Below are 26,392 nucleotides of genomic sequence, written 5' to 3' on the forward strand. Positions count from 1 at the left end.
TACGAGCATACAAGACTGGAGAAAAGCCGCTCGGACCTGTCGAGGCGCGCGGCGTCTACTCGACCTTCGTCCAGCCAAAAACCAGCCAGGCGTATTTCGATTTTTCGTCGGGTTCGGCGGTATAGGTCATCTGGATGTCGCCGCCCTTGGCGTAGATATCAAGCCGGGGTGCCGTGTCCAGCTCCAGCCATAGCGAACTCTTGTTGAAGGACCAGGTTCCGCACCAGACGCAGGAACCCGATGCCGGGTCACCGGGCTGATGGAAATTGTAGCGGCCGTCCGCCGTGATCTCCAGATAGTCGAACGCGCCGTAGAACGCGGTCACCGTCTGCTGGAAGTCATTGGCGGCCGCTTCTTGTTCCGGCGTTGCCGCATCCTTCATGTCGCGCGGCGGCCGGGTGGTCGCGCCGCTGAGTTGCCATTTGCCGACAAAGTCCTTCTGGGTCGGAAGATATTCCTCCTGAGCCTGCGCGGAAGATATATGAGAAATTGTTAATATGAATGGTGTGGCCATGCCCAAAATCGTAAGCAACGGCGCGGCGACACGGATCGCCCTGGCTGATTTTTGCATAAAAATTGTTTCTCCACGGTGGGCAAGAGATGGTCTGTTCGGGATGTTATTGGGAAAGACCTCGCGCATTGCTTTGAGGTCGATTCCCGTCCGCCATTTCCCGGTTAGCACCGCGGCCACCAATCTGGCAACGCAAGGCACGGCTCAACAAGGCTGATCGGCGCCAGTCTCCACCGTCTCGTGCCGCTTGCGAAGGTGCCGGCGCGAGAAAGCCCGCTTGCGGCTGGCAGCCCTGTCATTGACCGGATGTGCCGGTTGTTTCCCGCCTTCTTTCGAGAGCGAAGAGGTCGGTCGGCGCACCGTGCGGCATCACCTCGCCTTCGAAGCGAAAAACGTGTTTTTCCAGGACGCGCCGCGAAGGCGGCATCGGCCGTGCGACCAGTCCGATAACCCGCTCGGCATGCAGGTCGAAGGCAAAAGCCAGGTCGCGCCTTTCCAGTCGTGCCGCCGGCTCACTTCGTATTGATCACCGAAGCGGCCCGATAGGTGTCCATGGTCGCGCCGTTGCGGTCCTCGTCGAACAGCGTATCGCTGCCGAAGCTGGCGCGCAGGCCGATGACGACCTTGTTGGCTCTGGTGTCCTGCGTAGACGTTTCGAACTTCCTCCGCTCGAATTCATAGCGTCCGAACACCGCCCATGGCGTTTCGTCGAACCGGTACATGGCCTGCACGGCGGCACCGACCACGTCTTCGTTGGTGCCGTTGTAGTCGGTTCGGTTGAAGTCGAGCTCCGCATCGAGGCGAAGATTCTTCCGGACGAAGTAGCGCGCCACCGCGCGTATACCCCATTGGTCGCCATGAAAGTCGCTGATGGTGAGCTGGCCGACACTGGCCTGGCCATAGAGGGTCAGATTGCCGAAATAGAGTTGTGCTTCCGGGCCGACCGCATAGTTGTTTACGGTCACCCCGCTTTCGCCGACAGATGTGTAGGCGGCGAAAATGCCGGCGGCGAAACGGTCGGAATCGCGGTAGAAGCCATGGACCGCACCGCGCGTGTCATCCAGGGGATCGTAATGGCCCCAGATGCGGTCGTAGGTCAGGTCGCCCTGCAAATTCCAGCGCTCGGCAAACGGAATGTTGACGCGCACGGCGCCGCCGCCGGCCCGGGTCGTGTAGTCGTCGCCGACGAAGCGAAGCCCGCCGAGATAGAGTTCGCCGTAGCCCGAAACATGCGGCGTCACCACCGTCTCCGCTGCCAGCGGCTGCTGCGTATCGGCGGCGTAAGCGGAGGTCGCGGCGACCAGCGACGACGCGGCGAAGATTGAAAAGCGATGCATTAGAGCCCTCGAATGCGAATTTCCGGACCAGCGTCCGGCCGTGGAGATCAGAATTTGTAGGCCACGCCGATCCGCAGATCCTGTGTCGTCAGTTCGATGGCATCCCGATTGAGGGGAGCGCCATTGGAGAAGGCGTGGCGCACGGAGGTGTGGCGGCCGAAATCGGCGAACCTGTATTCGCCCCGAACCACCCAATTGTCGGTGACGGCGTATTCGCCGCCCGCACCCAGCGTATAACCCGCGACGGTATCTCGGACGTCGGCATAGGGACCGCCCGGAATGTTGGTGGTCGTGTGTTTGTAGCTTGCCACCGCCAGGCCGCCGGTGACGAAAGGAAGCCAGCGATCGATCGCATAACCGGCTCTGAGGCGCACGGTGCCTACCGCCTCAAGCTCGAGCTCGCCACCAAAGGCGGGGTCGTCGACGCCGAGCGCCCGGTAGAGCGTCGTGTCTTTCACGCTTGCAAAGCTGTAGTCTCCCTCGACGCCAACAACCAATCCGCTGTCGAACTGCTTGTTGTAGCCGGCAAACACACCGCCGAAACCGCCGGACGGGCTGTAACCCCAGCCGTAATTGTCGAAGCTGCCCGGCGCGAAAGTCTGTCCGACCCTGGCGTCGCTCCGGGCATATCCGGCCTGTGCTCCGAGATAGCCGCCGGACCAGTTGTAGCTGGCCGCGACCGGCAAGGTCTCGGTGGGGTCGGCGGCCAACGCCATGCCGGCGGGAACGAAAAGAAAGGCAGTGGCGAGAAGAATCGTTTTCATTGCTTGTCTGCTGTCCCCGGGATGCTGCACCACGACCGACATGGTCAGTGGCGGTCAGTCGAAGCTACGGTGTTGCATTGATCGCCGGCGGCGTCTTGGGCTGGACAGCATCGGAATTGTCTTGGAGCGCGCCGCCGCACCCCGCCCGGCCGGTGTGGCCGTTCAGCATCAGCCGCGGCGCAGGCAAAACCCCGGCGCGGACGCCAGGGTTTTGTTCGAACCGGCGTGTCAGAACTTGTAGCTGAGGCCGACGCGTAAATCGTGCGTCTTGAGATCGATGTTCGAAACCGTGCCAAGACCAAAAATCGGCACCGAGAGATCCTCTTTGCCAAAGTCGGAATAGCGATATTCGACGCGGGCGATCCATTTGTCGGTGAAAGCGTGCTCGACGCCGGCCCCAACCGTCCAGCCAAGATGGGTTTCGTCGTGGATTGTTACTGTACCGAGGGGACCACTGCTGACCACACTCATTTCATACTTGGCCGCTGCCACGCCGGCACTGATATAAGGCAACGTCCGATCGAACGCATAGCCGGCCCGCAGCCGGGCCGAACCCGACCACTTGAGTTCGCTCGACAACAACGCGCCGGCACCGGCGAAGGTCCCCACCGCATCGACATTGCTGTAGGCAAGGTCAGCCTCGGCGCCGAGCACGAAACGGTTCGCCAATTCCTGATTGACGCCGATATGGATGCCACCAATAAAACCGTCCGGATCGAAGGCAGCATTGACGTCGGTGCCCCCAATGCCGGCGCCGCCGATGAAGAGATTGGATTTCCCGGCTACGTAACCGAAGTGAACGCCGGCATAGAGGCCGGACCAGTCATAGCCGGCAGCAACCGGCAAGGTTTCGTTGACGTCCGCCGCGGACGCCATGCCGGCTGGCGCAAGCACGAGGATGGTGGCGAGAAGAATCGTTTTCACTGTTTGCTACCCCAATGATGTTGCTTTCCCCGGCCGTGGAAAATACTCCGCGGCGACCCGGGTATCGTCGAGGTTTTGCATTGTTCGCGGGCGGCGTCTTGGGCTGAGCCGCATTGGAATTGTCGTGGAGAGCGCCGCGGCACTCGGGCCGATCAGTGTGGCCGTTCGGCATCAGTCGATCGGTTCGAAGACGACTGATCCGACTCGCTTCGAGTCCTTGTCTTTGATATCGCGCTTCCGCCCGGAATTGCGGAAAACAAGGAGTTAGAGCGGCCATCGATTCCGTGAAGCGACGATTCGTTCTAACGGGCGGCGTTCGGCGTTGAGCCGAAGCGGCGGCGGAAACAGCGATTGAAATAGGAGACGTCGGAAAAGCCGCTCAACAGCGCGATCTCGCTGACCCGCATGCGGTCGTTGCGCCGGTCGCGCAGCATGCGGTGGGCTCTCTGCAGACGCAGTTCGAGAATATGCTCGGCGAAACTCGAGCCCGTTTCCTGCAGGAGATCATGGACGTAGCGCGCGGAAAGCCGCAAACGCTGGGCGATATGCTGGGCCGAGATGCCGGGATCGGCGAAATTGTCCCGCATCGTCTGCAGGATGGCTTGCAGCCTTGCCGCGCGCAGGCCTCGCACGCCCGCCAGCTCGGCGATCTCGCCCTTGGCGCCCGTCGCCAATCCGATCAGGTCGACGATCGTTTCGGTGGCATGGGCGACAAGATCGGGCAAGAGCAATGCCGGCCCCGCTTCCAGGAAGCCGCAATAGCGCTTGAGCATGTCGAGCGCTTCATTGTCGACGCCGATGGTCAGCGCCAGGCGGTCCTCGACATGGGCGAAGGCATTTTCCATGATTTCGCGGGGCACCACGACATTGGTCCAGACATTGCGGTCGCCGCCGGTCATTTCCAGCGCTTCCGAAGCCGAGACCAGCGCGCCTTCGCCCCTGCCGATGCTGTAGTCGCGGCCGGTCTGCACACCGCTCAGCCTGGTGTCGCCATCGTTGACCAGCAGCAGATAGCCGTCGCGGCCGTCGTCGGCGATGTTGCGCGTCTTGCGGCTCGCATGCTTGATCGTCCCGGCCATCCGCCCGAGCACCAGCGGCCCGATGGCGGTGGCTTCGATATCCGCCTGGAACGGCACATTGCCGGAGATGGCATATTCGACCGACCAGATCTCGGCGACATGAATGTCCTGCCAGAGCGCGAAGCGCGCGCGGTCGTCGAGATGCGACGGCAGATCGAGCGAAGAGAAGACGTTCTTTTTCAACGAGCAACCGGCCTTTCCCGCGCACGCGTCTTCCCTGAAACCGCACCGTATGGGACCGATTTGCCTCTTGTCCAGAGACGGCGCCATCCATGCTCCGCAGGACAATTTCAGTGCCGCCCAGGTCAAGAATCCGATCGGATTCGCCGGTGTGGCGTCCGAGTCTCCGAAAGACCCCGGAAATGCGGCATCGGAATCACCTCGCCTCGACGCGGTCGACCGATTGCTCCTAGAACGTGATCTTCACCGACGCGGCGCTGCGGTTGGCCGGGCCGTGGTGGACGGCCTCGATGTTGTTGCCGTCCGGGTCGAGCAGGAAGGCGGCATAATAGCCGGGATGATAGGACCGCTCGCCAGGCGCGCCATTGTCCGTGCCGCCGGCTTCGAGCCCGGCCTTGTAGAAGGCATCGACCATGGCGTGATCCCTGGCCTGGAAGGCCAGATGATGACGTCCGGTCAGCTTTCCCAGCGCGGCCCGGCTGTCGGCGCTGGAAATGAACAATTCGTCGGCCCAGAAATAATCCTCGCCGGTGCCGCCGATCGGGACACCAAGGACTTGGAAAACCGCCTCGTAGAAACGCCGGCTGGCGGGGAGATCCCGGACCACGAGCTGGAGGTGGTCGATAAGCCGGCCGCGATGCAATTCCTGGGTGTCCATGAAAGCGCCTCCTCGCAAGGCCCGAATTTAGGCGCGGTCGGCAGGGCGTCAACGCGGGGCGCGTGCCTCTGCTGACAACCAGCGACAATTTTTCGAGGCCGAATGGAACTTTTGGGCCGATGGCAAGTTTGGTGGCGCGGCGGGAGAATGTCGGTTGGATTGTTTACAGAAGCTTGAAGCGCTGGTCGACGGCGCCAATGCCGATGCCATCGAGGAAGCGAACGCATTGCTGCGCCGGTTCAAGGACAGGTCTGAACAGACGACGCGGGCCATCGACGAGTTCATGCTGGACTTCAAGACATTGGTCTTCGTCGTCGAAGCCGGCGAAGAGGGTTTCGAAAAGCCGATCCGCAAGCTCGCCCGCGCCAGGCTTGCAAAGCTCAAGCAGCTGGTGAACGTGCCGGCTTAGGCGCATGCCGCTCTTTGCTATTACGCAATTCCGGGGAAAGCGCTGGGCGCTTTCCCGGGAAAACCGTTTCACACTTTTCCTGGAATTTGCTCTACCCCTTGAGCAGCGCCGCCAGCCGGGGAATGCCCTCGCTCACCGCGCTGCGGGTGGCCAGCGTGAACGACAGCCGCAGCGTGTTGCGCCCGGTGCCGTCGGCGTAAAAGGCGTTGCCCGGCACGAAGGCGACCCGCGCCTCCTTCACCGACCGTGCCAGGAGGTCCGTGGCGTCGGTGCCCTCCGGCAGCGTCACCCAGACGAACATGCCGCCTTCCGGACGGCTCCAGGTCACCCCCTCCGGCATGTTGGCTTCAAGCGCGCCGAGCAGGCCGTCGCGGCGCTCGCGGTAGGCGCCGATGAGTTTTTCCACCTGGCCGTCGAACACGGCTTCGGCGACGCGGTGCATCACCATCTGGTTGACGGACGGGCTGTGCAGGTCCGAAGCCTGCTTCATCAGCACCAGCCTTTCCACCACGCGGCGCGGCGCACAAACCCAGCCGACACGCATGCCCGGCGACAGAATTTTCGAGAACGAGCCGCAATAGAGCGTGCGCGCCTTGTCGATGCCGCCGGACCTGATGCAGTCGAGCGCCAGGATCGGCGGCACACCCTCGCCGTCATAGCGCAGCGCCCGGTAGGCGGCATCCTCGATGACGGCGATGTCGAGCTCGCCGGCAAGGTCGAGCACCGCTTCGCGCTGCTTTCGGTCCAGCGTGTTGCCGGTCGGGTTGGCGAAATCGGGCACCAGATAGGCGAATTTCACCTTGCCGCCATGAGCGGCGGCGGCAGTGTGGTAGGCATCGGGCGTCATGTTGCCGCCCTCGGGCCGCAGCCGGTCGTAGCGCGGCTCGTAGGCGTTGAAGGCCTGCAGCGCGCCGAGATAGGTCGGCCATGTCACCAGCGCGGTATCGCCTGGCGACAGGAACAGCTTGCCGAGGTAATCCAGCGCCTGCTGCGAGCCGGAAGTGATGAAGATGTTGGCCTCGTCGCAGGCCACGCCGAGCTTGCCCATTTGCCCGGCGAGCCAGCGCCGCAGCGGCAGATAGCCTTCCGAAACCTGGTATTGCAGTGCTGCCCCCGCTTCCGGGCCGCCGAGCACGTCGGCATAGGCATCGCGGATGGCGTCCGCCGGAAACAGCGACGGATCGGGAATGCCGCCGGCGAAGGAGATGATGTCGGGCTGGTCGAGCAGCTTCAACAGCTCGCGGATTTCGGAGGCCTTCATGCGCGATGAGCGCGAGGCCAGAAGCTTCAAAAGGGTCACGACACGCCTCCCCGGACGTTTTTACAATAGGTCAACCTGACTGACCTATATCCGCTTTGCCAGGCGATTTGAATAGTGCCTGAAGGGCTTCCGCTATACGCCAGTCACCGCCAGGCCCGAACCGGCACGGGTTTCCGCTAAAGGCTCTTCTTGTAACCAATATGGCTGGCACTGAAGCCGAGCCCTTCATAGAAGCGGTGCGCATCCGCTCGCCCCTTGTCGGTGGTGAGCTGCACAAGGCCGCAGCCCCGCGCCCGGCACTCGTCGATCGCCCATTCGAACATCTTCTTGCCGACGCCGTCGGAGCGCCTGCCGCTGACAACGCGAACCGCCTCGATCTGCCCGCGCCAGCCGCCCTTGCGCGAAATACCGGCAAGGAAGCTGATCTGCAAGGTGCCGATTACCTCCGCGCCATCCACGGCCACGGCAAGCAGCTGATTGGGATCGGCATCGATGGCGTCGAAGGCATCGATATAACCCCGCGCCAACGGCAACGAGGCGTCTTCGCGGGCGGCACCCAGCGGATCGTCGGCGAGCATGGCGACGATGGCTGCCAAGTCGGAGGCTTGCGCCTTGCGGAATTGGATGTCGGTCATGGACGTGAGATACGGCCGCCCGGCGCTGGCGGCAAGCCGCTGATGGAATGGATCAATGGGCGGCAGGACAATGAGGGGCGGCGCAACCTCTCGAGGTTCAATCCCCGTCGCCCGCGGGCTTCGCCTTGCCGCACTGCGCCAGCACCTTGCCGATTGCCCCACTGGAACCCTTCAGTGCAAAACTGATCGAACCATATTTGGCAGCGCTGACCGACACGTCCCCCTTGGACCGCAACAGGTCGAGCAGCGGGTCCCCCTTCTCCAGATCGACCACGAAATAATTGTACATCGCCTCCAGCTGCAGGGTCTTGGTCACCGTCTTGCCGTCGGCCTTGAAGTCGAACGCGCCGCTGATGCCCGGTTCCAGTTGTTGGCCGCTGGCGCCCAGATCGTAGCTCAGCACCGGTTTGTCGTAGCAATTGAGCATCAGATAGGCGTCGCCCTTCGGCCCGCCGCAGACCGAAGCGGTCAGCACGCTGCCGCCCTCGTCTTCCTCCATCTTGGCGCTCCAGCCGCCGCAGGATGCCGCGAAGGCCGATTGCGAGCCAAGCACCGCCGCCAAGGCACCGGCGGCAACGAGATTTCTTCTCATGACTTCCCCCTCCGGGCCATTTGCAGCGCCCGCCGGCAGCATATAGGAAAAGCCGTTGAATAGCGTTGCCTGAATGGCAAGGCCGCGCGCCTCGGAGAGAGCAGTGTTGAGAGCCTGTGTTCGCCTGTATCTTCCGACCGCCGCCCTGGTGGCCTTGCCGCTTGCGGCGCATGCCGAGTGGAAGCCTGTCGAGAAGGTCGAGACCTACGCCATTTCAGGCCAGTCCGGGCTCGAGCTCTACCGGTCGATCGGCGAGAACGGGCCGAATGTCGGCATTACCCGCGCCATTGCTCACACCAATTTCAAGCTGACCTGGACCAGGGATTATCAGCCGCGTGCCGGAGCCTGCGTGCTGGTCTCGGCCAAGCCAAAGCTCATCATCACCTACACCTTGCCCAGCCCCTCCTCGCCGCTGCCGTCCGCCATCCAGAAGAACTGGGAGGTTTTCCTCGCAGGCGTCAGCGCCCACGAAAAGGTGCATGGCGCGACCATTGTCGACATGGCGCGCAAGATCGAGGCGGCGACGGTCGGCCTCACCGTTCCCGACGATCCCAAATGCAGCAAGATCCGGGTCGAGATGACCAAACGCCTGTCCGCCCTTTCGCAGGCGCAGCGGCAGGCAAGCCGCGATTTCGACCGCATCGAACTCGGCCAGGGCGGCAATCTGCAAAAGCTCATTCTTGCCCTGGTCAATGGCGGCTGAGCCACCGCGCCTCGCGGCGCGGCGGCGTATTCGCGGTTCGCTCCGCCCTAGCGGCTGAGATCAAGCGCGGCTGACAGATCCCCCATCGGCGGCTCGCCATTGGCGGCCAGCGCCTTGTCGCGGGCGACGATGCCCGTCAGCACCGGCAGATCGTAGCGCGCGGTGATGAAGCGCAGGATCGATGTCGTATCGTATTGCGTGTGGTCGACCGTGCCCATCCTGGCATAGGGCGAGACGATGAAGGCCGGGATGCGGTTGCCCGGGCCCCAGCGGTCGGCCTTGGGCGGCGCGACGTGATCCCAGAAGCCGCCATTCTCGTCATAGGTGACGACGACCAGCATGTGGCTCCATTGCGGGCTCTTCTCCAGATGCGCGACGAGGTCGGCCAGATGCCGGTCGCCCGATGTCACGTCGGCATAGCCTGAGTGCTCGTTGAGATTGCCCTGCGGCTTGTAGAAGGCGACCTGCGGCAGCTTGCCGTCGTCGATCGCCTTGATGAACTCGGCGCCATCCAGGCCGCCATCCCTGAGATGCTCGGTGCGCGCTGCCGTGCCGGGCGCGTAGGCGGCGAAATAGTTGAACGGCTGGTGGTGGAACTGGAAGTTCGGCACCGGCGTGGCGTTCTTGCCGTCGAGGGTCGCCTGCCAGGCGCCGGCGTACCAGGCCCAGTCGACCCCCTTCAGCGACAGGAGATCGCCGATGGTGATGTCGTGCTGCGGCGGCAGCGTGGTGGGCGCGGCCGGATCGGCCAGCGCCTTGTCACCGCCCTCGGCAGGCTTGTTGGCGCTCGGCTCGTAAGGCGGCTGCATGGTGTTGACGGCGTAAAAATCGGGCGTGATGGCGCCGTCATTGACGAATTTCGGCACACCGCCCAGCGCCGACGGCGGCGAATTGTCGGCCACCTTCAAGGTCGTGCCGTCGGCCTCGACCACCGCGATCTGGCCCTTGATCGGACTGGTGCCGGCATGCGGATAGAACGGCGCGCAGGCGCAGGCGAGCTGGAAATGGTTGAGGAAGGAGCCGCCAAAGGCGCCCTGGAAGAAATTGTCGGCCAGCACATATTTCTTCGCCACCTGCCACATCGGCAGGCTCGAGCCGTCATAATGGCCCATGACCAGCCCGCCGGAATCGGCCCAGGCGACGAATTTATCGTTCTTGCCGCCGTCGATCTGCATCTGCTCCTGGTAGAAACGGTGCCACAAATCGTGGGTGATGACATTGGTGCCTTCGTTGAAGCCCTTGGGATCGTCGATGGCGAAGGCCGCGTTGGCAAGATGCGCGGTCTGCGCCTCCGTCACCACGGGCGTGACGCCCTTTCCGGTCAGCCCGCCCCAGGCCGGCGGCAGTTCGGTCAGCGGCTTGCCGTCGCGGTCGAGCTGGCGCGCCTGGTCGGCCGAGACATTGGCCAGTCCATTGGCGCCGGGGAAGCCACCATAAAGATTATCGAAGCTGCGGTTCTCTGCATAAATGACGACGACGGTGTCGATCTTGTCGAAGCCGGGAGGTGCGGCATTGGCGGCCGCAAGGGGAAACAAGGCCGAACCGGCCAGACAGAAGGAAGTGAGGAACTTGAGCCTCGTCATGGGAAGACCTCGTGGCTTGACTGTGGCTATGGGGCTATAGGGCTATGGGCTATGGGGCTACGGCGCGGGAACCATGGGCAGCTAACGTGGAGGCCTTGTCACCTTTGTGACATCCGCCGCCGCGGCGAACACGGTTTCGTGAGCACTGGGACCGGTCATCAATCCGTTGCACTGCGTTCTTATTTCCGGGCCAAAGCGGACCGTGCCCCATGATGACGAGACGATGGAAAAGCCTGGTGATCGCGAGTGCCGCGATCTCGACCTTTGGCTTTGCCGCACCCCCGAATACGGCGGGGCCGGACGGCGTCCATCCCGGTCCGCTATCGCGTGCGCAAACCTTCGCGCGCGCCGAGGCGCTGACTGCCTTGGGGCGAAAGATGTTCTTCGACCCGGCGCTCTCGGCTTCGGGAAAACAGGCCTGTTCCTCCTGCCACGATCCACGCCATGCCTTCGGTCCGGCCTCGGCAGCTCCCGTCGAGATGGGCGGCCCGAACCTCGACCAGTCCGGCGTGCGCGCGGTACCGTCGCTGCGCTACATCCAGGCCGCGCCCGCCTTCACCGAGCATTTCCACGATTCCGAGGACGAGGGCGACGAGAGCGTCGACAATGGCCCGACCGGCGGTCTGACCTGGGACGGCCGCGCCGATCACGGTGTGGACCAGGCGAAAATCCCCCTGCTCTCGCCCTTCGAGATGGCAAACAAGGATGCCGTGGCGGTCTCCGCCGCCTTGCGCAAGTCAGCCTATGCCGATGACTTCAAGGCAACCTTCGGCAACGATGTCTTCGACCGCCCGGACGATGCCTTCGACGCCGCCGCCGAGGCGCTTGGCACGTTCGAGCAGAGCGCGGTCGACTTCTACCCCTATTCCAGCCGCTACGACGCCTTCCTCGCCGGCAAGGCGACGCTATCGGCGCGGGAACTGCATGGCCGCGCCCTGTTCGAGGACGAGGCGAAAGGCAATTGCGCCTCCTGCCACCTCAGCGAACCGGCCAATGACGGCGAGCCGCCGCAATTCACCGATTTCGGCCTGATCGCCATCGCCGTGCCGCGCAATCCGGCCATCCCGGCCAACGCCGACCCGGCCTATGTCGATCTCGGCCTGTGCGGCCCGCTGCGCACCGATTTCCGTGGCCGCACCGACTATTGCGGCCTGTTCAAGACACCGAGCCTGCGCAACGTGGCGCTGCGCAAGAGCTTCTTCCACAACGGATATTTCCACACGCTGCGCGAAGCGGTGGCCTTCTACGCCAGCCGCGACACCGACCCCGGCCGCTGGTACCCGAAAAACGCTTACGGCACGGTCGACAAATATGACGATTTGCCAAAGGCTTACTGGCCGAACTTGAATCAAGACCCGCCCTTCGACGGCAAGAAACCCGGCGACAAGCCGGCGCTCAACGATGCCGAGATCGACGATATCGTGGCGTTTCTGCAGACGCTGACGGATGCGGATCAGGCGGCGAAGCGGTCGCAGTGAACTGGGAAGCCACGCCATAGGGGTCGCTAGTTGACCTGGCGACTAATCCGAAGCCCTCCCTCGCTTCGTCATCCTAGGGCGGAGCAAGGAGCGAAGCGACGCGGCGCAGACCCTAGGATCCATGCCGCGACGCTTGCGACGGACAAAACGGTGCCGAACCTGGCTCCAAACTCCGACGAAACGCATCAAACCGCTACCAACCTGTTCCGCGAAACAGCTCGAACCATTCCGGATTGGTCTTCTCGATCAGTTCGATCTTCCATTGTCGCGACCAGCGCTTCAGCGATTTCTCGCGTTGAATGGCGTCACGAATGTCGAAATGTTCCTCGTACCAGACCAACCGCTGCACACCGTAGCGCCTGGTGAAGCGCGAACCTTCGCCGGATTTGTGCTCCGGCATGCGGCGACCGAGATCGTTGGTGACACCGATGTAGATGGTGCCGCCCTTCTGGCTCGCGGTCATGTAAACATAGCCGGTCATGCGTTGACGGTAACCGCCAACCCGTCCGGGGACTATCCTCGTTCGCCGTATTTTTTCGGCCCACGTCGCGGCATGGATCCTAGGGTTCTGCGTGGCGTCGCTTCGCTCCTTGCTACGCCCTAGGATGACGAAGGGAGGGAGGGCATCGGCTAATCTGAGAGGTATGGGATCGCCGCCAGCCGCCCCTCACAGCGCCCGGATCACACCCCCATCCACGCGGATATTCTGCCCGGTAATATACCCTGCCCCGTCCGACGCCAAAAACGCGATCGTCGCGGCGATCTCCTCTGAGGTGCCGTAGCGCTGCATCGGCACGTTGTCGCGGCGCTCTTCGGTGGCGGGCAGGCTGTCGATCCAGCCGGGCAGCACATTGTTCATGCGCACATTGTCGGCCGCGAAGGTGTTGGCGAAAATCTTGGTGTAGGCGGCAAGGCCGGCGCGGAACACGGCCGAGGTCGGGAACATCGCGTTCGGTTCCGCCACCCAGGCCGTCGAGATGTTGATGATGGCGCCGCCCTTCTGCTTGACCATCTGCGGCGCCACGATGCGCACCGGCCGGATGACGTTCATCAGGTAGACGTCCATGCCGGTGTGCCACTGCTCGTCCGTGATCTCCAGGATCGGCGCGCGCGGCCCATGGCCGCCGCTGTTGACCAGCACGTCGATGCGGCCATAGCGCTCCAGGGTGAGGTCGGCGAGCCGCTGCAGATCGTCGTTCGACTGGTTGGAGCCGGTGACGCCGAGCCCGCCAAGCTCCTTGGCCAGCGCCTCGCCCTTGCCGGACGAGGACAGGATGGCGACCTTGAAACCATCCGCCGCCAGCCGCTTGGCCGCCGCCGCCCCCATGCCGCTGCCGCCGGCCACGATGACGGCTGTCTTTTCTACACTCATCGGATTTCCTTTTCAGATTGGCGAGAGCTACGGTTTCAGCGGTCCTATAGCCGGTTTCGCCGCGCAGTTCGAACGAGAAAGCCTGAATCGAGCTGCAGAAAACTTGCGCGGTGAGCTGCGCCCTATCCTTCCACCGTCTCCAGCTCGTTCAACAGCGTGCCTTCCATGTCGGGCTCGTCGCCGGAGCAGACGCACAGCATCTCGGCGTCGCCCTCGCCCACCGACAGATAGGCGTGGCCCATGGTGGAATCGATGTAGACGCTCTCGCCCGCTTTCAGCCGCACCGGCGCGTACTGGTCGGTGTGCAGCTCGATCTCGCCCTTGAGCACGATCAGGAATTCCTCGCCGGCATGCCTGGTCAGCGGGCCGAACTCTTGCGGCGTGCGGGCGCGCGCATAGGCGTGGATCGGCACCATGCGCTTGCGCACCAGGTCGGTGGCGAGATACCGGTAGTCATAATTTCGGGTCAGCTGGCGCAGCGTGTTGGACTGCGAGGTCACCGAACGGCGGGTGCGCGCTGCCGGCTGCTTGCGGTCGCCGCTGAGCAGTTCCGTCACATGGATGCCGAGCCCCTCGCAGATCTGCAGCAGCTTGTCGTAGGTCAGCGACATTTGGTCGTTCTCGACCTTGGACAGCGTCGACACCGCGACGCCGGTGAGCGCGCTGACCTCCTGCAAGGTCCAGCCATGGGTTTTTCTCAAAGCCCGCAGACAATCACCGAGATTGGGTTGCTCCGACATTGCCAGCTCCAAGGCGCGGAATCGCGCCGCTCCACCCTAGGTAGTCGAACTCCCCGCAGCCATCAACAACACCGAAATTTTCTTATACGCTAAATATTGACTGGATACGAAAATATTTTTACGACTGATGAATGCAGTCAAAGTCCTTCCAAAAGATTGTCGTCATCGGCGGCGGCATTGCCGGCCTCTCACTTGCCGCCGAGGTGGCGGCCTCGGCCGAAGTCACCGTCATCGAGCGCGAGCCGCATCTTGGCTACCACGCCAGCGGACGCTCCGCCGCTCTGTTCACCGAGACCTATGGCAACCGCCTCGTGCGCGGGCTGACGCTGGCCAGCCGGCAGGCAATCGTCGAGGGCGGTTTCGTCGCCCACCGGCGTGGCGCGCTGCATGTCGGATGGACCGGTGACGATGCCGCCATCGACAAGCTGGCTCGTGATTTGCAGGCGCTGGTGCCGTCAGTGCGCCGCCTCTCGGCGGCCGAGCTCCACGCGCTGGTTCCGGTCATTGCCCAGCAAGCCACATGCGGCGGCGTCTATGAGCCGGACGCGGTGGATGTCGACACGGACAAGATGCTTGCGACCTGCGCGTCCAAGCTCAAAGCCGGCGGCGGCACCATCCGCACCGGCGAGGAGGTCCGCGCCATCTCACGCGACGGCAGCGCTTTTAGGGTTGAAACAAGCGCCGGCGTCTACTCGGCTGACATCATCGTCAACGCCGCCGGCGCCTGGGTCGATGTCGTCGCCGGCATGGTGGGGCTCCCGGGCCTCGGCTTCCAGCCGAAACGGCGCACCGCCTTCCTGTTCGATCCGCCCGCCGGGTTGGACATCGCCGGCTGGCCGCTGGTGGTCGATCTGCACGAGCAGTTCTACTTCAAGCCCGATGCCGGCAGATTGATCGGTTCGCTCGCCGACGAGACGGATTCCGAGCCTTGCGATGCGTATCCCGAGGATATCGACGTCGCCATCGCCGTCGACCGCATCGAACAGGCGACGTCTATGCGCATCGGCCGCCCGTCGACGCCGTGGGCGGGCCTGCGTACCTTCGCTCCCGACCGCACGCCGGTCGCCGGCTTCGACCCGCGCCTGCCCGGCTTCTTCTGGCTCGGCGGCCAAGGTGGCTACGGTTTTCAGGTGTCGCTGACGCTGGCCAGGCTGAGCGCGGCGCTGATGCGCGGCGAGCCCCTGCCCAACGACGTCACCGCACTCGGCGTCACCGCTGGGGCGCTGGCGCCCGATCGCTTCCTTACCCCGGCGACGACGCCATGAAGTTCCTTCCCTCAACCCCGAATGTGTCATCAGGAGCGTTTGCGATGAAATCTCTGCGCGCGGTGCTTGCCACGTCCCTTCTGGCCACGTCCCTCCTGGCCACGTCCGTTCTGGCCTCATCCGTCCTTGTCGGCGGACAGGCCTACGCCAAGACGCTGGTCTATTGCTCGGAAGCCAATCCCGAGACCTTCAACCCGGCGATCGGCATCGCCGATTCCACCATGGACGCCGCCGCCAAGACGATTTTCAACCGGCTGGTCGAGTTCAAGCCGGGCACGACCGAGGTCGGGCCGGCGCTCGCCGAAAGCTGGGATGTCTCGTCGGATGGCAAGGCCTACACTTTCCATCTCAGGCACGGCGTGAAGTTTCAGTCGAACGAGCATTTTTCGCCCACGCGCGACTTCGACGCGGACGACGTGCTCTACACCTTCAATCGCCAGCGCGACGCCAACAATCCCTATCACAAGCTTGGCGGCGGCTCTTACGAGTACTTCAACGCGCTGGGCATGGGCACGCTGATCGACAGAATCGACAAGGTCGACGACTACACCGTGCGCTTCACGCTGACGGCTCCCAACGTCACATTCCTGGCCGGGCTGGCACTCGACTATCTCTCCATCCTGTCGCTGGAGCAGACCGAAAAGATGGTCGCGGCCGGCACGCCGGAGCTGATCGACAGCATGCCGGTCGGCACCGGCCCGTTCGTGCTTGAGGCCTATGTGCCCGACAGCCAGGTCCGCTACGCCGCCAACAAGGATTACTGGCGCGGCGCGCCGAAGATCGACACGCTGGTCTTCGCCGTCACGCCCGAGCCGACCACCCGCGTCGAGCGCATCAAGGCCAATGAATGCCAGGTCGCCGCGCCGCCGCCGCCAAGTGCCGTCGCCGACCTGCGCAGCGATCCCGACATCACGGTTCTCGATCTCAAGGGCCAGAACATCGGCATCCTCGGCTTCAATGTCGAGCACCAGCCGCTGGGCGACGTGCGCGTGCGCACGGCACTGGCCAAGGCCGTCGACCGCAAGGCGATCGTCGATGCGGTCTACGCCGGCGCCGGCACGGTGGCCGGCAGCGTCGTGCCGCCGGCGCAGCTCGGCGCCGTCACCGATGCCGGCATCGACTACGATCCCGATGGCGCCAAGAAACTGCTCAAGGAAGCGGGCCACGAAAGCGGCCTCAAGATCAGCCTGTGGGCGATGCCGGTGTCGCGCCCCTACAACCCCAACGCCAAGCGCATGGCCGAGATGATCCAGGCCGACTGGGCGAAGATCGGCGTGCACACGGAGATCGTCAGCTTCGAATGGGGCGAATACCTCAAGCGCACCGCGGCGGGCGAACAGGACGCCTTCCTGCTCGGCGGCAGCAGCGACAATGGCGATCCCGACAACATGCTGAGCTATCTGCTCTCCTGCGACGGCGTGAAGGGCGGCTCCAACCGCTCGCGCTGGTGCGACAAGGATTTCGAGAAGCTGCTCGACGAGGGCCGCGTTGCCGCCGACCCGAAGGAACGCGCCGCGATCTATGGAAAGGCGCAGGCCATCCTGAAGGCCGAGGTGCCGGTGGCGCCGATCGCCCATTCGATGGTGGCGATCCCGATCCGCAAGAGCGTGCTGAATTACGTGCTCGACCCCTTCGGCCGGCAGAATTTCGCCGCCGTCGATATTGCGGAGTGAGGCTTGTCGCGCCGGGTGCCCCTCATCCGGCCGCTACGCGGCCGATTTTGCGAAGACCCAGCGATCCACAAAAAGCGAGACCACCATGCCAAAAGACCTGAACGCTCTTCTCGCCACCTACATCGCCGATGGCGCGGTGGGTGCGTCGCTCGCCTATGCCAGGGGTGACACCACACCAACCGCCCTCACATCAGGCCTCGCCGATCGCGCGCTGGGCACGCCCGTCACGTCGGACCAGCTGTTCAAGATCGGCAGCTGCACCAAGACCTTCGTCGCCGCGGCCCTGGTCAAGCTCGCCGAGACCGGCAAGCTCGACCTCGGCGCGCCGATCGCCTCCTGGTTCCCGGACCTGCCTGGCGCCAAAACCATTTCGGTACGCCAGCTGGTCAACCATCGCAGCGGCCTGCCGGAATTCGAATATTACATTCCGATGGACCCGAGCCGGCAATGGACGCCGCAACAGCTGGTCGACATCGCCTTCGCCTCCGACAGACAGAAGCCACCGGGCGGACCGGCCGTCTACAACAACACCGGCTATGTCCTGGCCGGCATGGTGATCGAGGCCGTCACCGGCCAGAAGCTGGGCGCCTATGTCAGAAGCGCGGTCCTTGAGCCACTCGGCCTGAACAACACCTGGTCGCCGGCGACCGAGGCCTTCCCCGATAAATCGATGGTGCGCGGCTATTACCACCGGCCGCCGCGGGCGCCGAACGCGCCCACCGACATCGCCTCGGGCGGCGAGATGTGGCAAATGGACGGCGTGCTGCCCTACTCCAATGAACTGCAGGATTCCTCCGACTCCTTCCCCTTCGGCGCCGCCTATGGCTGCGGCGACATGGTGTCGACGCCGTCAGACATGGTGGGCTTCATGCGCGGCCTGTTCTCCGGCGGACTGTTGTCGCCGCCGGTCTTCGCCGAGATGTTCGAACACCGCGTGCCGGCGAGTTTCCCCGGCACCCGCATGCGCGAGACGGGCGCGGGCATGTTCCAGAGCACCTATGCGGACCGCGCCTTCTACGGGCATCAGGGCAGCATTCCGGGCTATGTCGCCGTCATGCTGCACGATCCCGAGACGGACCTCACCATCGCCATGACCAGCAATGTCGGCTCCGGCAATCGCCTCTCCTTCCAGGCGAGCGGCATGCATCCGGTGGTGGATCAAGCGATCGCGACAATCTTGCGGCTGTGATCTTAGGGAGGGGTAGGAAATCGAACTGCTGCCGTCAGAGGGCCTCACGCGATCTATGCGCGGACGTCAGCCATCTCTGCGCCTCTCGAAGAGCTGGAGGTATCGTTCGAACACGAAAAACCGATTGCGTCTTTGGCCGGTGACTTCGATTAGAACGCCGTGGCTTATGAGATCGGCAATCAATGACGTAGCCGTGTTTGTCGTCGTGTCCAACAGAATGGTGACACCCTTCACGTCGACCAATGGTTGCCTGTAGAGATGTCTTACAAGTTGTTGCGCGTTTCCTTGACGGCGATGGCTGAAGCGCGGCAGCGTTTCCCGTTCTATCCGCTCTTTAAGCACCAGAATTTTGCGGAACACGTCAGCAGACGCACGCGCTGTCTCTTCAACTCCGTGGAGAAAGAAAATCAGCCAGTCGCGCATATGGTTGCCCTCGCGTACGGCCATGAGGTGATCGATATACGCTGTCTTGTTGCGCTCGAAATAGTCGGACAGATAGAGCGCGGGTTTGACAAGAAGCCCCTGCGAGGCGAGGTAAAGCGAAATCATCAGGCGGCCCAGCCGCCCGTTGCCATCCAGGAACGGATGGATGGTTTCGAATTGATAGTGGGCGATCGCAATGCGGATGAGTGGCGGTACGCGCAGGCTGTCGGCATGGATGAATTTTTCCATATCGCTCATGAGCTCGGGAACATGCTCGTGATGCGGGGGCACGAAGACCGCGTTTCTTAGACTCACGCCAATCCAGTTCTGACTGGTTCGAAATTCGCCGGGTTGCTTGGTGTCGCCGCGCACCCCCTGCATGAGGATGGCGTGAGTTTCCTTCAGTAGCCTGTTGGAGAAAGGCAGGCGCTCCAGGCTGGTAATGGCGCTATTGATCGCTTGGATATAGTTCTGCACCTCCTCCCAGTCGTCGCGTGCCTCAGGAGACAAATCTTCGATCTGCTTGAAAGCGTCCTCGATATTGGTGTGGGTGCCTTCGATCCGGCTGGACTGGGTTGCTTCCTTCGCAACATACATGCTGATGAAAAAATCGATGTCGGGAACGAGTTGTGCGAACGCATTCAATTCACCCAATGCTCGATCGGCGCGGCCAAGCACCTCTATGATGTTCGGGTCGGAGACGATCCAGGGATGATTGATCGAGGTCGGCACGAAGCTGCGATGTTCCAACCGCTTTTCGTACTGCCCCGCCTTGTAAGACGACAAATCCATATTTCAGAAACGTCCACGATTTCTACAATAAGAAAATCGTTATGTCAGATTCGACCAACTTCCAAAAGCTATTTCAATTTCTCACCAGGTTTCTGAAATAAGGGTTCGGCTATTTCAGAAACTTCCGTATTGCGGCTTCGACGGGCCAGCGGCCTGCACCCGGTCGTCGATCGGGCGATCCGCATCATTCTCGACTGACCGCGTTCAGCCGCCCTGCCGCGACGATGGATCGGGCAGGCCCGGCAGCATCTGGCTCAGCACCCGGTCGCGAAGGAAGAAATGGTGGAAGATGGCGGCGGCCGCGTGCAGGCCGGCGATCCACATCATGACGTCGCCGAGCGTGCCGTGAATCTCCGCCAGCGGCGCGCCCCAGCTGCCGGAAAACGGACCGATAGCTCCCAGCCCATAGACAGTGACCGGGTGGCCGCCGAACAAGGCGCCGATCATGGCTGTCGCCGGAACGGCGAACAGCAGCGCATAAAGCGCCCAATGCGTTGCCTTCGAGGCGACCTCCATCCAGGACGGCATGGCCGGGGCATCGGGAATGCGGTCGAACCGGCGCCAGATCAGGCGAACGACCAGCAAGCAGAAAACGGTGAAGCCGAGCGACTCGTGCAGCAGCAGCGTCGACGCCCTGGCCGCTGAATAGACCCGCTCCGGCGGACCGCCCGCCGAGACCAGGAAGGCAATGAGCACCAGCAATGCCGTCAGCCAATGAAATGCCTGGGCGAGGCGCCCATAGCGGGTTGTCGTGCCGGACAATGACATGCGAGAGCTCCGAAACGTTGGACATCTCTCCTCGCCCGCGAATGTGGCCTTATTTCAGCTGTTCCTCAATCGCCTTGCCCGAGCGAATGGCATCGCCGAGTTCGCCGGCGCGCGGCCCGACAAGGTTCAGCTCATACTCGTGGAGTGGAAATTCGCGGCGGCCGCGGCCACGATCTCGGCATTGTCCCTCGCCACCGTTCCATCGGCGAGTGTCTTGCCGTCCTCCAGCCCGACCCGTGTCGACCAGCGCTTTTGCCGCGCAAGGTCCACGAACGGCCAGACCGTGCCGTCGACGCCGTGCAGCAGGATCTGCCGCCGCACGCCTGCGCGTTCGAGAATGGCGGCGATGCCGTGCGCCTCGTCGAGGGCTGCAGGCAGGTCCGGTATGTCGATCTCGATCAGGATGCGCAGTACGCGGCCGTGATCGGCGAGCGTCACGAAGCGCTCGGCATCTTCCGTCGTGGCCAGCCCCGCCTCGATGCCGACGCCCTGCTTGCGCAACAACTCCATCACGGCGGGCGCGTCGGTTTCTGAAAGATTGACCGAGGCATAGTCGGGCAGTTCCCGCCAGGCGGCGATCGCCGCGCGGGTGCGCGCCACATCGTTCTCGATCCAGGCGCCGGTCGACACGCCGATCAATGTGCCCGGACAGGCCTGGCGCACGGCAAGGACCGTCGCATCCGCCGCCGCCAGGCTTTCGCGCCCGTCGGCGCCGCGCGGATGGATGTGCAGTTCGGCGGCACCGGCGGCGACGCAGGAAGCCGCATCGCCGGCCATTGCCTTTGCCGTCAGCGGCAGCCTGGGATGGAAATCGCGCGAACGCGCGCCGTTGATGCAGGCTTGGACGATCATCGATTTCACCTCGGGCAAAAGAGCGCAGTCTAGACAAGCCGCCAAACCGCGCAAAGCCGGCAGGGCCGTCACTCCTGACACGATGGCGCCGCCAGCAGCACGGCGTTCGCCGCATTTGAATAAAAGGCGCCTGTGGATATTTACCCCACCTTGCGCCAAGCCGGCCAATATCCATTAGGGCGGGATCATGGAGGGAACCATTGACCAGCGATTTTTCAGCCGCCCGTCTCCATCTCGAACGCGCCTACCACTATCTGCGCGGCAATGACGAGACGAGCCGCGCCACATGCGAGGCCCTCGACCTGTTGATCGAGATGGTAGCGGAAGCACAACACAGGAAGCCGGAACCCGGGGTGCTGGAATTTCCGCGAGCATCGGTGCGCCGACTCGGCTGAACAGCACGCGTGGCGTTGTTCAGCCCGCGCGGATCAAATCTTCGTCTTCACGCATGTCGCTCCGGGCCGCTTTTGGAGCGACATGCATTTGATCTCTCAGGACGCCTTGCGTCTCGACGCGGCACCGGCCATTCGCGCCGATTGCGCCACGACCCGCTCCAGCGGTTCGGGCCGGTGCAGCAGAAAACCCTGACCGAACTCGACGCCCATATCGGCCAGCATGGCTACCGTGTCCTGCCGCTCGATCTTCTCGCCCACCACGGCGCAGCCGAGGCTGCGGGCAATGCTGGTGATGGCCAGCACGATCTCGCGGTCGAAGCGGCTTTCGGTGACGTGCTCGATGAAGGAGCCGTCGATCTTGATGGCGTCGACCGGAAAGCGCCTGAGATATTCGAACGAACTCATGCCGGCGCCGAAATCGTCGAGGCTGACCCGGCAGCGCCGCTCGCGCGCCTTGCGCACGAATGCCTCGGCGGCGTCGAAATTGGTGACGGCGGCGGTTTCGGTGATCTCGAAGCCGATGCCGGAATGCGGCGCCCCGGTCTCCTCGATGACCCGGTCGACAAAGTCCCACAGTCCTGGGTCGCTCAGCGTCTGCGCCGACAGGTTGAAGCCGAGCGTGATCGCGCCGGATTTCATCGCCGCGCCGTGCCGAGACAGGGCGGTGCGGATGATCCAGCGGTCGAGCCGCGCGGCAACGCCGAAGCGCTCCGCCGCCGGAATGAACTCGCCGGGCGGGATCAGCCGGCCGCCCTGTCCGGCAAGCCGCGCCAGCACCTCGACATGGCGGCTCTCTTCCCAGGGCCTGCCCAGCCGGTGGATCTGCTGGCCGAACAATTTCAGCCTGCCGTCATCCATGGCGTCGACCGTGTCGGCGGCGAGCCGCGCCGCATTGAGGCCGGCCGAACCGGAGACGGCATCGGTCGAAAACAGCGCGAAGCGATCGCGCCCGGCGGCCTTGGCCGCGTAGCAGGCATCGTCTGCGCAGGCCAGCGCGTCGGCAACCGTGGTGGCACGGTCGCGGACGACGGTGATGCCGATGCTGGCCGCCAGCCGGCGCGACGTCGCGGCAAGGCCGAGATCGGCGTCGCGCACGGCCGCCAGGATGGCGCCGGCCAGACCTTCGGCTTGCACGGCGTCGCAATCGGGCACCATCAGGGCGAACTCGTCGCCGCCGAGCCGCGCCGCATGCGCCGATGGCGGCAGGCAGCGGCCGATACCCGCCGCGACGCTCTTCAGCGCCAGATCGCCCGCGGCATGGCCGGCGAAATCGTTGAGGGCCTTGAAGTAGTCGAGGTCGACATAGAACACCGCCAGCGGCACGGCCGTGGCGATATGGTGGGCGAGCAGACGGTCGAAGGCGGCGCGGTTCCAAAGGCCGGTCAGCGCGTCGTGGCGGGCGGCGAAGGCAAGCTCCTGTTCGCGCAGCTTGTCCTCGGTGATGTCGCGCACGGTGCCCAGCACCTGGCCGGTGGCACCGGCGGCGGCGATGAAGCGCAGCAGCGATTCGACATGGCGGATCTGGCCGTCGCGCTTGATAATGCGGTACTGCGCGGCGATGACGCCGTCGGTTCCCAATGGCACCCTGTGGGCGCGTTCGGCGGCGTCCTTATCGTCGGGATGCAGGTAGCTGTGCCAGAGATCGGCCGTCACCTCGTCGGTCACTGCGACGAGGCCGAATATCTCTCTTGTGCGCGCGTCCCAATAGCTCTTGTTGGTAGCGATGTCGTAGTGCCAGATGCCGGTGCCGCTGGCGGCGAGCGCCAGGCGAAAGCGGATATTGACCTGTTCGAGCGCGGCTTCGGCCGCCTTCTGCTTGGAGATGTCGGTCTGCACGCCCATCAGCCTGAGCGGCTTCCCGTCGGCGTCGCTCTCGACGATGCCGCCTCGGTCGAGCACCCAAACCCAGTGGCCCTGCTTGTGCTTGAGCCTGAGTTCGGTCTCGATGGCGTCGGTCAGCCCGGCAATGTGGCGGTCGCCGCTGGCCTGCGCCCGTTCCCGGTCGTCGGGATGGGTGAGCTGCAGCCACAGGTCACTGGTATTGGCGAGTTCGCCGTCCTCGTAACCCAGCATCCGGGCCCAGGTCGCCGAATAGAAGCAGTCGCCGGTGCTGAGATCCCAGTCCCAGACGCCAAGATGGGCGCGCTCCAGGGCCTTGGCCCAGAACGCTCCGCTGCGACTTTTCTTATCCTGACCCGCCATCGCCCGTTCCGCCACCCCCGCCCCGCGGCAATCTGCGGCAAAACCAGAAAAGAAACCGTTACCGGGCCGCGGAAGGGGGGATGTCCACGCTCCCAGCGACAATCTTGGCATCAGCCTTTCGATTGGCCGGCAAGAACCGGAGTTTGGCCCGGCTCGATTGGTCATAGGAATGGCCGTGTTCACCAGCCAGTCCGGTGATCACGAAGCAAGACAGGAAAAGGACCTCCCAATGACCAAGCAGGAAGACAACAAGGCCGTTGTCATCAGATGGTTCACCGACTTCTGGGGTGAAACCTGCGACCTCTCCGTCGTCGACGCCGTCGCGGCCCCCGATATGCTGCTCAAATACTCGCTGCACGAGCCGCGCCGCGGGCGCGACGACATCAAGGCCTTCATGACCGATTTTCGTGCAGCCTTCCCGGATCTCAACTTCTGGGCGACCGCCAATCTCATCGCCGAGGGCGACTATGTCGTCGGCCAATGGGAGGGCGGCGGCACGCATACCGGCCCGGCCTTCGGCGATTTTCTCATCGGTTCGCTGCCCGCCGCCACCGGCCGCACGATGCGCTTCACCGGCACCACGGTGCTCAAGGTGATCGACGGCAGGATCGTCGAGGAAATCGGTCTCGACGACGGCGTCACCGCCCTCACCCAGCTCGGCCTCATCAAGCCCGCCTGAGAAATCTCACGCAGAACCGAGGTGGGGGCCAGGCGGCATTGCCGCCGCCTGGCTATGCCGCTTACTGGCTCGGCGCCATCGCGTGTTCGCACGACACTTTCGGATTCATGTCGGCAAACGTGCCGGTCGGGTTGCCTTTCCAGGCCCAGACATGCAGTTCGTAGAACTCACCCAGGCCATAGCGATTGGGCGCGCTGTTGAAGTTGAACAGCTGTCCCTCGAGCGACGCCGGCCCCTTCGAGGTGATGTATTCGACCGCCACCAGCTTCAAGGTGCCGTCGGCCATCGGCTCGTACATCACCGCTTCGGGACGGGCGATGTCGATCTTGTCGTCCTTCAGGTACCCGCCATTGACATAGTGGATGCCCATGGCGCCGCCGGTGATGCCGCTGGCGCAGGGAATGGGCGCATAGCCTTCCGCCGTCGCGGCGTTGACATCGAGAAACCGGCTGTTGGCGGCCCGCACCTTTTCGGCCAGCGGATTGGCACCGGACGCGGTTTCAGCCGCCTCCTGATGCGCCTGGGCAAAGGTGGTGCAGGCGGCCAGAATGGCCCCTGCCACGAAAAGCCCGTTGCGAAAATCGCTTATCATGTTTGTTCCATTCTTCTTGAAAAAGCACAGCGGGCCGGCCGCCGAAAATACGGAGGCCCGGCAGGCAAGCGCCGTGGCTGTTGTTGCTTGGTGATCCCGGATACGGTGCAAGGAATGCCGGGAGGGATCATCCCTTCGGCAGATACGGGATCGTTCCGGCCAGATCGGTGTCGTCGATCAGCTGGAAACGGCTGTCGCTGCCGCCCTGGCGGGCCGAAACGAAAGGCGCGTAGGCCGGATCGGTGGTGAAGGCGCGCGCCGCTGCTTCCGACGGGAACGCCATCAGGGCGATCAGCGTGGTGTCGAGCGGCTTGCCTTCGAGCGTCTTCACATTGCCGCTGCGCGACAGATATTTGCCGCCATGCTTGTGGACGAGGTCGTGCACCGAGGCGGCATAGGCCGGCACCCATTTCGGGTCCTTCATCTTGATGTCGGCGATAACGTAAGCAGTCATTGTCGTCTCCTGGTTGCGGCGCACAGGGATATCCGTGCAACCGTCCAGAGGGCTCGCATGGCGGGACCCGAGCCGACCAGTCCGCGATCTGTACTAGGCCGGTACAGTTTCTGTACTCGCCGCTTCAATCACGAAGGACTAATGTTGCCCACAGGTTCTAGGGAGAGGCACGGTCATGACCCAGCACGGATACAAACAGTTCTGCCCGCTATCGATGGCCGCCGAGGTGCTGTGCACCCGCTGGACGATGGTGCTGATGCGTGAGCTTGTGGCCGGTTCGACCCGTTTCAACGACTTGCGCCGCGGCGTGCCCAAAATGTCGCCGACCCTTCTGTCGCAACGGCTTAAGGAGCTCGAGCTGGCGGGGATCGTCGAGCGCAAGGAGGTCCCGGGAGAAAAAGGAATTTTCGACTATCGGCTGACGGAAGCCGGCCGCGATTTGCGCCCGGTCGTCGAGGCGATGGGCTTCTGGGGGCAGAAATGGGTCGAGTCCCGGCTGTCCCTCAAGAACCTCGATCCGTCGCTGCTGATGTGGGACATGCGGCGCAATTTGAACCCCTCGCCGCTGCCCGAGGGACGCACGGTCATACAATTTCTGTATCAGGAACTCCCCGCCTCCAAACGCTCCTGGTGGCTGATCGTCGAAAAGCACGGTGAAGTCGACCTGTGCTGGTACGATCCGGGCTTCGACGTCGACCTCTATGTCTCGACCGACCTGCACACGATGACGGCGATCTGGATGGGAGTGCTCACCGTCGAGAAGGCCGGCCCGAAGGTCGTCCTGACCGGCGACCAGGCCATCGGCAGGAAGATGCAGGCCTGGCTGGGGCTGAGCCCGTTCGCGGTGGAACCCAAACGCGCGGCGTAGGAGCCGGTCCCGTC

At 63.7% G+C, this 26,392-nt stretch carries 29 protein-coding genes; 10 read left to right on the forward strand and 19 right to left on the reverse strand.

Annotated elements, in window-relative coordinates:
* Positions 1-55: 55 nt before the first annotated feature.
* Positions 56-514 (reverse strand): hypothetical protein, encoded by a 459-nt coding sequence (locus tag LB516_RS14540; RefSeq protein WP_224719955.1) that lies wholly within the window; start codon positions 512-514, stop codon positions 56-58.
* Positions 515-788: 274 nt separating this feature from the next.
* On the opposite strand from LB516_RS14540, the gene LB516_RS29145 reads away from it, so the two are divergent.
* Positions 789-1,037: a hypothetical protein gene (locus LB516_RS29145; protein WP_411969392.1), complete on the forward strand. Its 249-nt coding sequence runs from the start codon at positions 789-791 to the stop codon at positions 1,035-1,037.
* Here LB516_RS29145 and LB516_RS14550 read toward each other — a convergent pair.
* From LB516_RS14550 to LB516_RS14570, 5 genes are all read right to left on the reverse strand, one after another.
* Positions 1,024-1,848, reverse strand: a complete 825-nt coding sequence (locus LB516_RS14550) for an outer membrane beta-barrel protein (RefSeq protein ID WP_140725390.1) — start codon at positions 1,846-1,848, stop codon at positions 1,024-1,026. The two genes, LB516_RS29145 and LB516_RS14550, sit on opposite strands and share 14 nt — an antisense overlap.
* A 47-nt stretch (positions 1,849-1,895) precedes the next feature.
* Positions 1,896-2,612, reverse strand: a complete 717-nt coding sequence (locus LB516_RS14555) for an outer membrane protein (RefSeq protein WP_224719809.1) — start codon at positions 2,610-2,612, stop codon at positions 1,896-1,898.
* Positions 2,613-2,840: 228 nt separating this feature from the next.
* Positions 2,841-3,488, reverse strand: a complete 648-nt coding sequence (locus tag LB516_RS14560; RefSeq protein WP_224583711.1) for an outer membrane protein — start codon at positions 3,486-3,488, stop codon at positions 2,841-2,843.
* 350 nt (positions 3,489-3,838) lie between these two features.
* Complete coding sequence (locus tag LB516_RS14565) at positions 3,839-4,798, reverse strand: AraC family transcriptional regulator (RefSeq protein WP_041163409.1); 960 nt, start codon at positions 4,796-4,798, stop codon at positions 3,839-3,841.
* Between the two features lie 226 nt (positions 4,799-5,024).
* The gene (locus LB516_RS14570; protein WP_140716239.1) at positions 5,025-5,453 is read right to left on the reverse strand and encodes a VOC family protein; all 429 of its coding nucleotides are present in this window, start codon (positions 5,451-5,453) and stop codon (positions 5,025-5,027) included.
* A 154-nt stretch (positions 5,454-5,607) separates the two neighbouring features.
* Here LB516_RS14570 and LB516_RS14575 point away from each other — a divergent pair, with 154 nt between their 5' ends.
* Positions 5,608-5,862: a hypothetical protein gene (locus LB516_RS14575; RefSeq protein ID WP_224583713.1), complete on the forward strand. Its 255-nt coding sequence runs from the start codon at positions 5,608-5,610 to the stop codon at positions 5,860-5,862.
* Between the two features lie 91 nt (positions 5,863-5,953).
* Here the strand turns inward: LB516_RS14575 and LB516_RS14580 are convergent, their stop codons facing one another.
* The 3 genes from LB516_RS14580 to LB516_RS14590 form a co-directional block, all read right to left on the reverse strand.
* Positions 5,954-7,123, reverse strand: coding sequence for a PLP-dependent aminotransferase family protein (locus LB516_RS14580; RefSeq protein WP_224719956.1), 1,170 nt, complete (start codon positions 7,121-7,123; stop codon positions 5,954-5,956).
* A gap of 176 nt (positions 7,124-7,299) precedes the next feature.
* Positions 7,300-7,758 carry a GNAT family N-acetyltransferase gene (locus LB516_RS14585; RefSeq protein WP_140618044.1) on the reverse strand — a complete coding sequence of 153 codons (459 nt, stop codon included), beginning with the start codon at positions 7,756-7,758 and terminating at the stop codon, positions 7,300-7,302.
* Positions 7,759-7,855: 97 nt separating this feature from the next.
* Entirely contained in the window at positions 7,856-8,350 is a 495-nt protein-coding gene (locus tag LB516_RS14590) for a hypothetical protein (RefSeq protein WP_224719810.1), read from the reverse strand.
* Between the two features lie 106 nt (positions 8,351-8,456).
* On the opposite strand from LB516_RS14590, the gene LB516_RS14595 reads away from it, so the two are divergent.
* Positions 8,457-9,053 (forward strand): DUF922 domain-containing Zn-dependent protease, encoded by a 597-nt coding sequence (locus LB516_RS14595; protein ID WP_224622495.1) that lies wholly within the window; start codon positions 8,457-8,459, stop codon positions 9,051-9,053.
* Between the two features lie 47 nt (positions 9,054-9,100).
* On the opposite strand, the gene LB516_RS14600 is transcribed toward LB516_RS14595, so the two are convergent.
* Positions 9,101-10,636, reverse strand: a complete 1,536-nt coding sequence (locus tag LB516_RS14600; RefSeq protein WP_224719811.1) for an acid phosphatase — start codon at positions 10,634-10,636, stop codon at positions 9,101-9,103.
* Between the two features lie 209 nt (positions 10,637-10,845).
* Between LB516_RS14600 and LB516_RS14605 the strand changes: the two genes are divergently transcribed.
* The gene (locus LB516_RS14605) at positions 10,846-12,114 is read left to right on the forward strand and encodes a cytochrome-c peroxidase (RefSeq protein WP_224719812.1); all 1,269 of its coding nucleotides are present in this window, start codon (positions 10,846-10,848) and stop codon (positions 12,112-12,114) included.
* A 193-nt stretch (positions 12,115-12,307) separates the two neighbouring features.
* Here the strand turns inward: LB516_RS14605 and LB516_RS14610 are convergent, their stop codons facing one another.
* The 3 genes from LB516_RS14610 to LB516_RS14620 form a co-directional block, all read right to left on the reverse strand.
* A complete protein-coding gene (locus LB516_RS14610) occupies positions 12,308-12,595 on the reverse strand; it encodes a GIY-YIG nuclease family protein (protein ID WP_041163796.1) in 288 nt (95 codons plus the stop codon).
* A gap of 186 nt (positions 12,596-12,781) precedes the next feature.
* Positions 12,782-13,486 carry an SDR family oxidoreductase gene (locus LB516_RS14615; RefSeq protein ID WP_140824105.1) on the reverse strand — a complete coding sequence of 235 codons (705 nt, stop codon included), beginning with the start codon at positions 13,484-13,486 and terminating at the stop codon, positions 12,782-12,784.
* A 122-nt stretch (positions 13,487-13,608) separates the two neighbouring features.
* Positions 13,609-14,226 (reverse strand): helix-turn-helix domain-containing protein, encoded by a 618-nt coding sequence (locus tag LB516_RS14620; protein ID WP_224642178.1) that lies wholly within the window; start codon positions 14,224-14,226, stop codon positions 13,609-13,611.
* A 131-nt stretch (positions 14,227-14,357) separates the two neighbouring features.
* On the opposite strand from LB516_RS14620, the gene LB516_RS14625 reads away from it, so the two are divergent.
* The 3 genes from LB516_RS14625 (at position 14,358) to LB516_RS14635 (ending at position 18,353) form a co-directional block, all read left to right on the forward strand.
* Positions 14,358-15,491 carry an NAD(P)/FAD-dependent oxidoreductase gene (locus LB516_RS14625; protein WP_224719813.1) on the forward strand — a complete coding sequence of 378 codons (1,134 nt, stop codon included), beginning with the start codon at positions 14,358-14,360 and terminating at the stop codon, positions 15,489-15,491.
* A 44-nt stretch (positions 15,492-15,535) separates the two neighbouring features.
* On the forward strand, positions 15,536-17,164 hold the full coding sequence (locus tag LB516_RS14630; RefSeq protein ID WP_224719814.1) for an ABC transporter substrate-binding protein: 1,629 nt from the start codon (positions 15,536-15,538) through the stop codon (positions 17,162-17,164).
* Between the two features lie 85 nt (positions 17,165-17,249).
* Entirely contained in the window at positions 17,250-18,353 is a 1,104-nt protein-coding gene (locus tag LB516_RS14635; RefSeq protein WP_224719815.1) for a serine hydrolase domain-containing protein, read from the forward strand.
* A gap of 66 nt (positions 18,354-18,419) precedes the next feature.
* Here LB516_RS14635 and LB516_RS14640 read toward each other — a convergent pair whose 3' ends face one another.
* The 3 genes from LB516_RS14640 to LB516_RS14650 form a co-directional block, all read right to left on the reverse strand.
* Positions 18,420-19,568 carry a Fic family protein gene (locus tag LB516_RS14640; protein WP_015317003.1) on the reverse strand — a complete coding sequence of 383 codons (1,149 nt, stop codon included), beginning with the start codon at positions 19,566-19,568 and terminating at the stop codon, positions 18,420-18,422.
* A gap of 204 nt (positions 19,569-19,772) precedes the next feature.
* Positions 19,773-20,336, reverse strand: coding sequence for a cytochrome b (locus LB516_RS14645; RefSeq protein ID WP_140618036.1), 564 nt, complete (start codon positions 20,334-20,336; stop codon positions 19,773-19,775).
* Positions 20,337-20,462: 126 nt separating this feature from the next.
* Positions 20,463-21,188, reverse strand: coding sequence for a 3-keto-5-aminohexanoate cleavage protein (locus LB516_RS14650; protein WP_015317001.1), 726 nt, complete (start codon positions 21,186-21,188; stop codon positions 20,463-20,465).
* Between the two features lie 200 nt (positions 21,189-21,388).
* Between LB516_RS14650 and LB516_RS14655 the strand changes: the two genes are divergently transcribed.
* Complete coding sequence (locus LB516_RS14655; protein ID WP_181173006.1) at positions 21,389-21,583, forward strand: hypothetical protein; 195 nt, start codon at positions 21,389-21,391, stop codon at positions 21,581-21,583.
* 96 nt (positions 21,584-21,679) lie between these two features.
* Here the strand turns inward: LB516_RS14655 and LB516_RS14660 are convergent, their stop codons facing one another.
* On the reverse strand, positions 21,680-23,785 hold the full coding sequence (locus LB516_RS14660; protein WP_140618034.1) for an EAL domain-containing protein: 2,106 nt from the start codon (positions 23,783-23,785) through the stop codon (positions 21,680-21,682).
* A gap of 229 nt (positions 23,786-24,014) precedes the next feature.
* Between LB516_RS14660 and LB516_RS14665 the strand changes: the two genes are divergently transcribed.
* Entirely contained in the window at positions 24,015-24,464 is a 450-nt protein-coding gene (locus tag LB516_RS14665) for an ester cyclase (RefSeq protein ID WP_224719816.1), read from the forward strand.
* A gap of 61 nt (positions 24,465-24,525) precedes the next feature.
* Here LB516_RS14665 and LB516_RS14670 read toward each other — a convergent pair whose 3' ends face one another.
* Complete coding sequence (locus LB516_RS14670) at positions 24,526-25,056, reverse strand: hypothetical protein (RefSeq protein ID WP_224719817.1); 531 nt, start codon at positions 25,054-25,056, stop codon at positions 24,526-24,528.
* 127 nt (positions 25,057-25,183) lie between these two features.
* Positions 25,184-25,510 (reverse strand): DUF1330 domain-containing protein, encoded by a 327-nt coding sequence (locus LB516_RS14675; protein ID WP_015316997.1) that lies wholly within the window; start codon positions 25,508-25,510, stop codon positions 25,184-25,186.
* 175 nt (positions 25,511-25,685) lie between these two features.
* On the opposite strand from LB516_RS14675, the gene LB516_RS14680 reads away from it, so the two are divergent.
* Positions 25,686-26,378 carry a winged helix-turn-helix transcriptional regulator gene (locus LB516_RS14680; RefSeq protein ID WP_224583741.1) on the forward strand — a complete coding sequence of 231 codons (693 nt, stop codon included), beginning with the start codon at positions 25,686-25,688 and terminating at the stop codon, positions 26,376-26,378.
* The last annotated feature ends 14 nt before the right edge of the window (positions 26,379-26,392 follow it).

This window comes from Mesorhizobium sp. CO1-1-7, assembly GCF_020164885.1.
Classification (GTDB): Bacteria; Pseudomonadota; Alphaproteobacteria; order Rhizobiales; family Rhizobiaceae; genus Mesorhizobium; species Mesorhizobium australicum.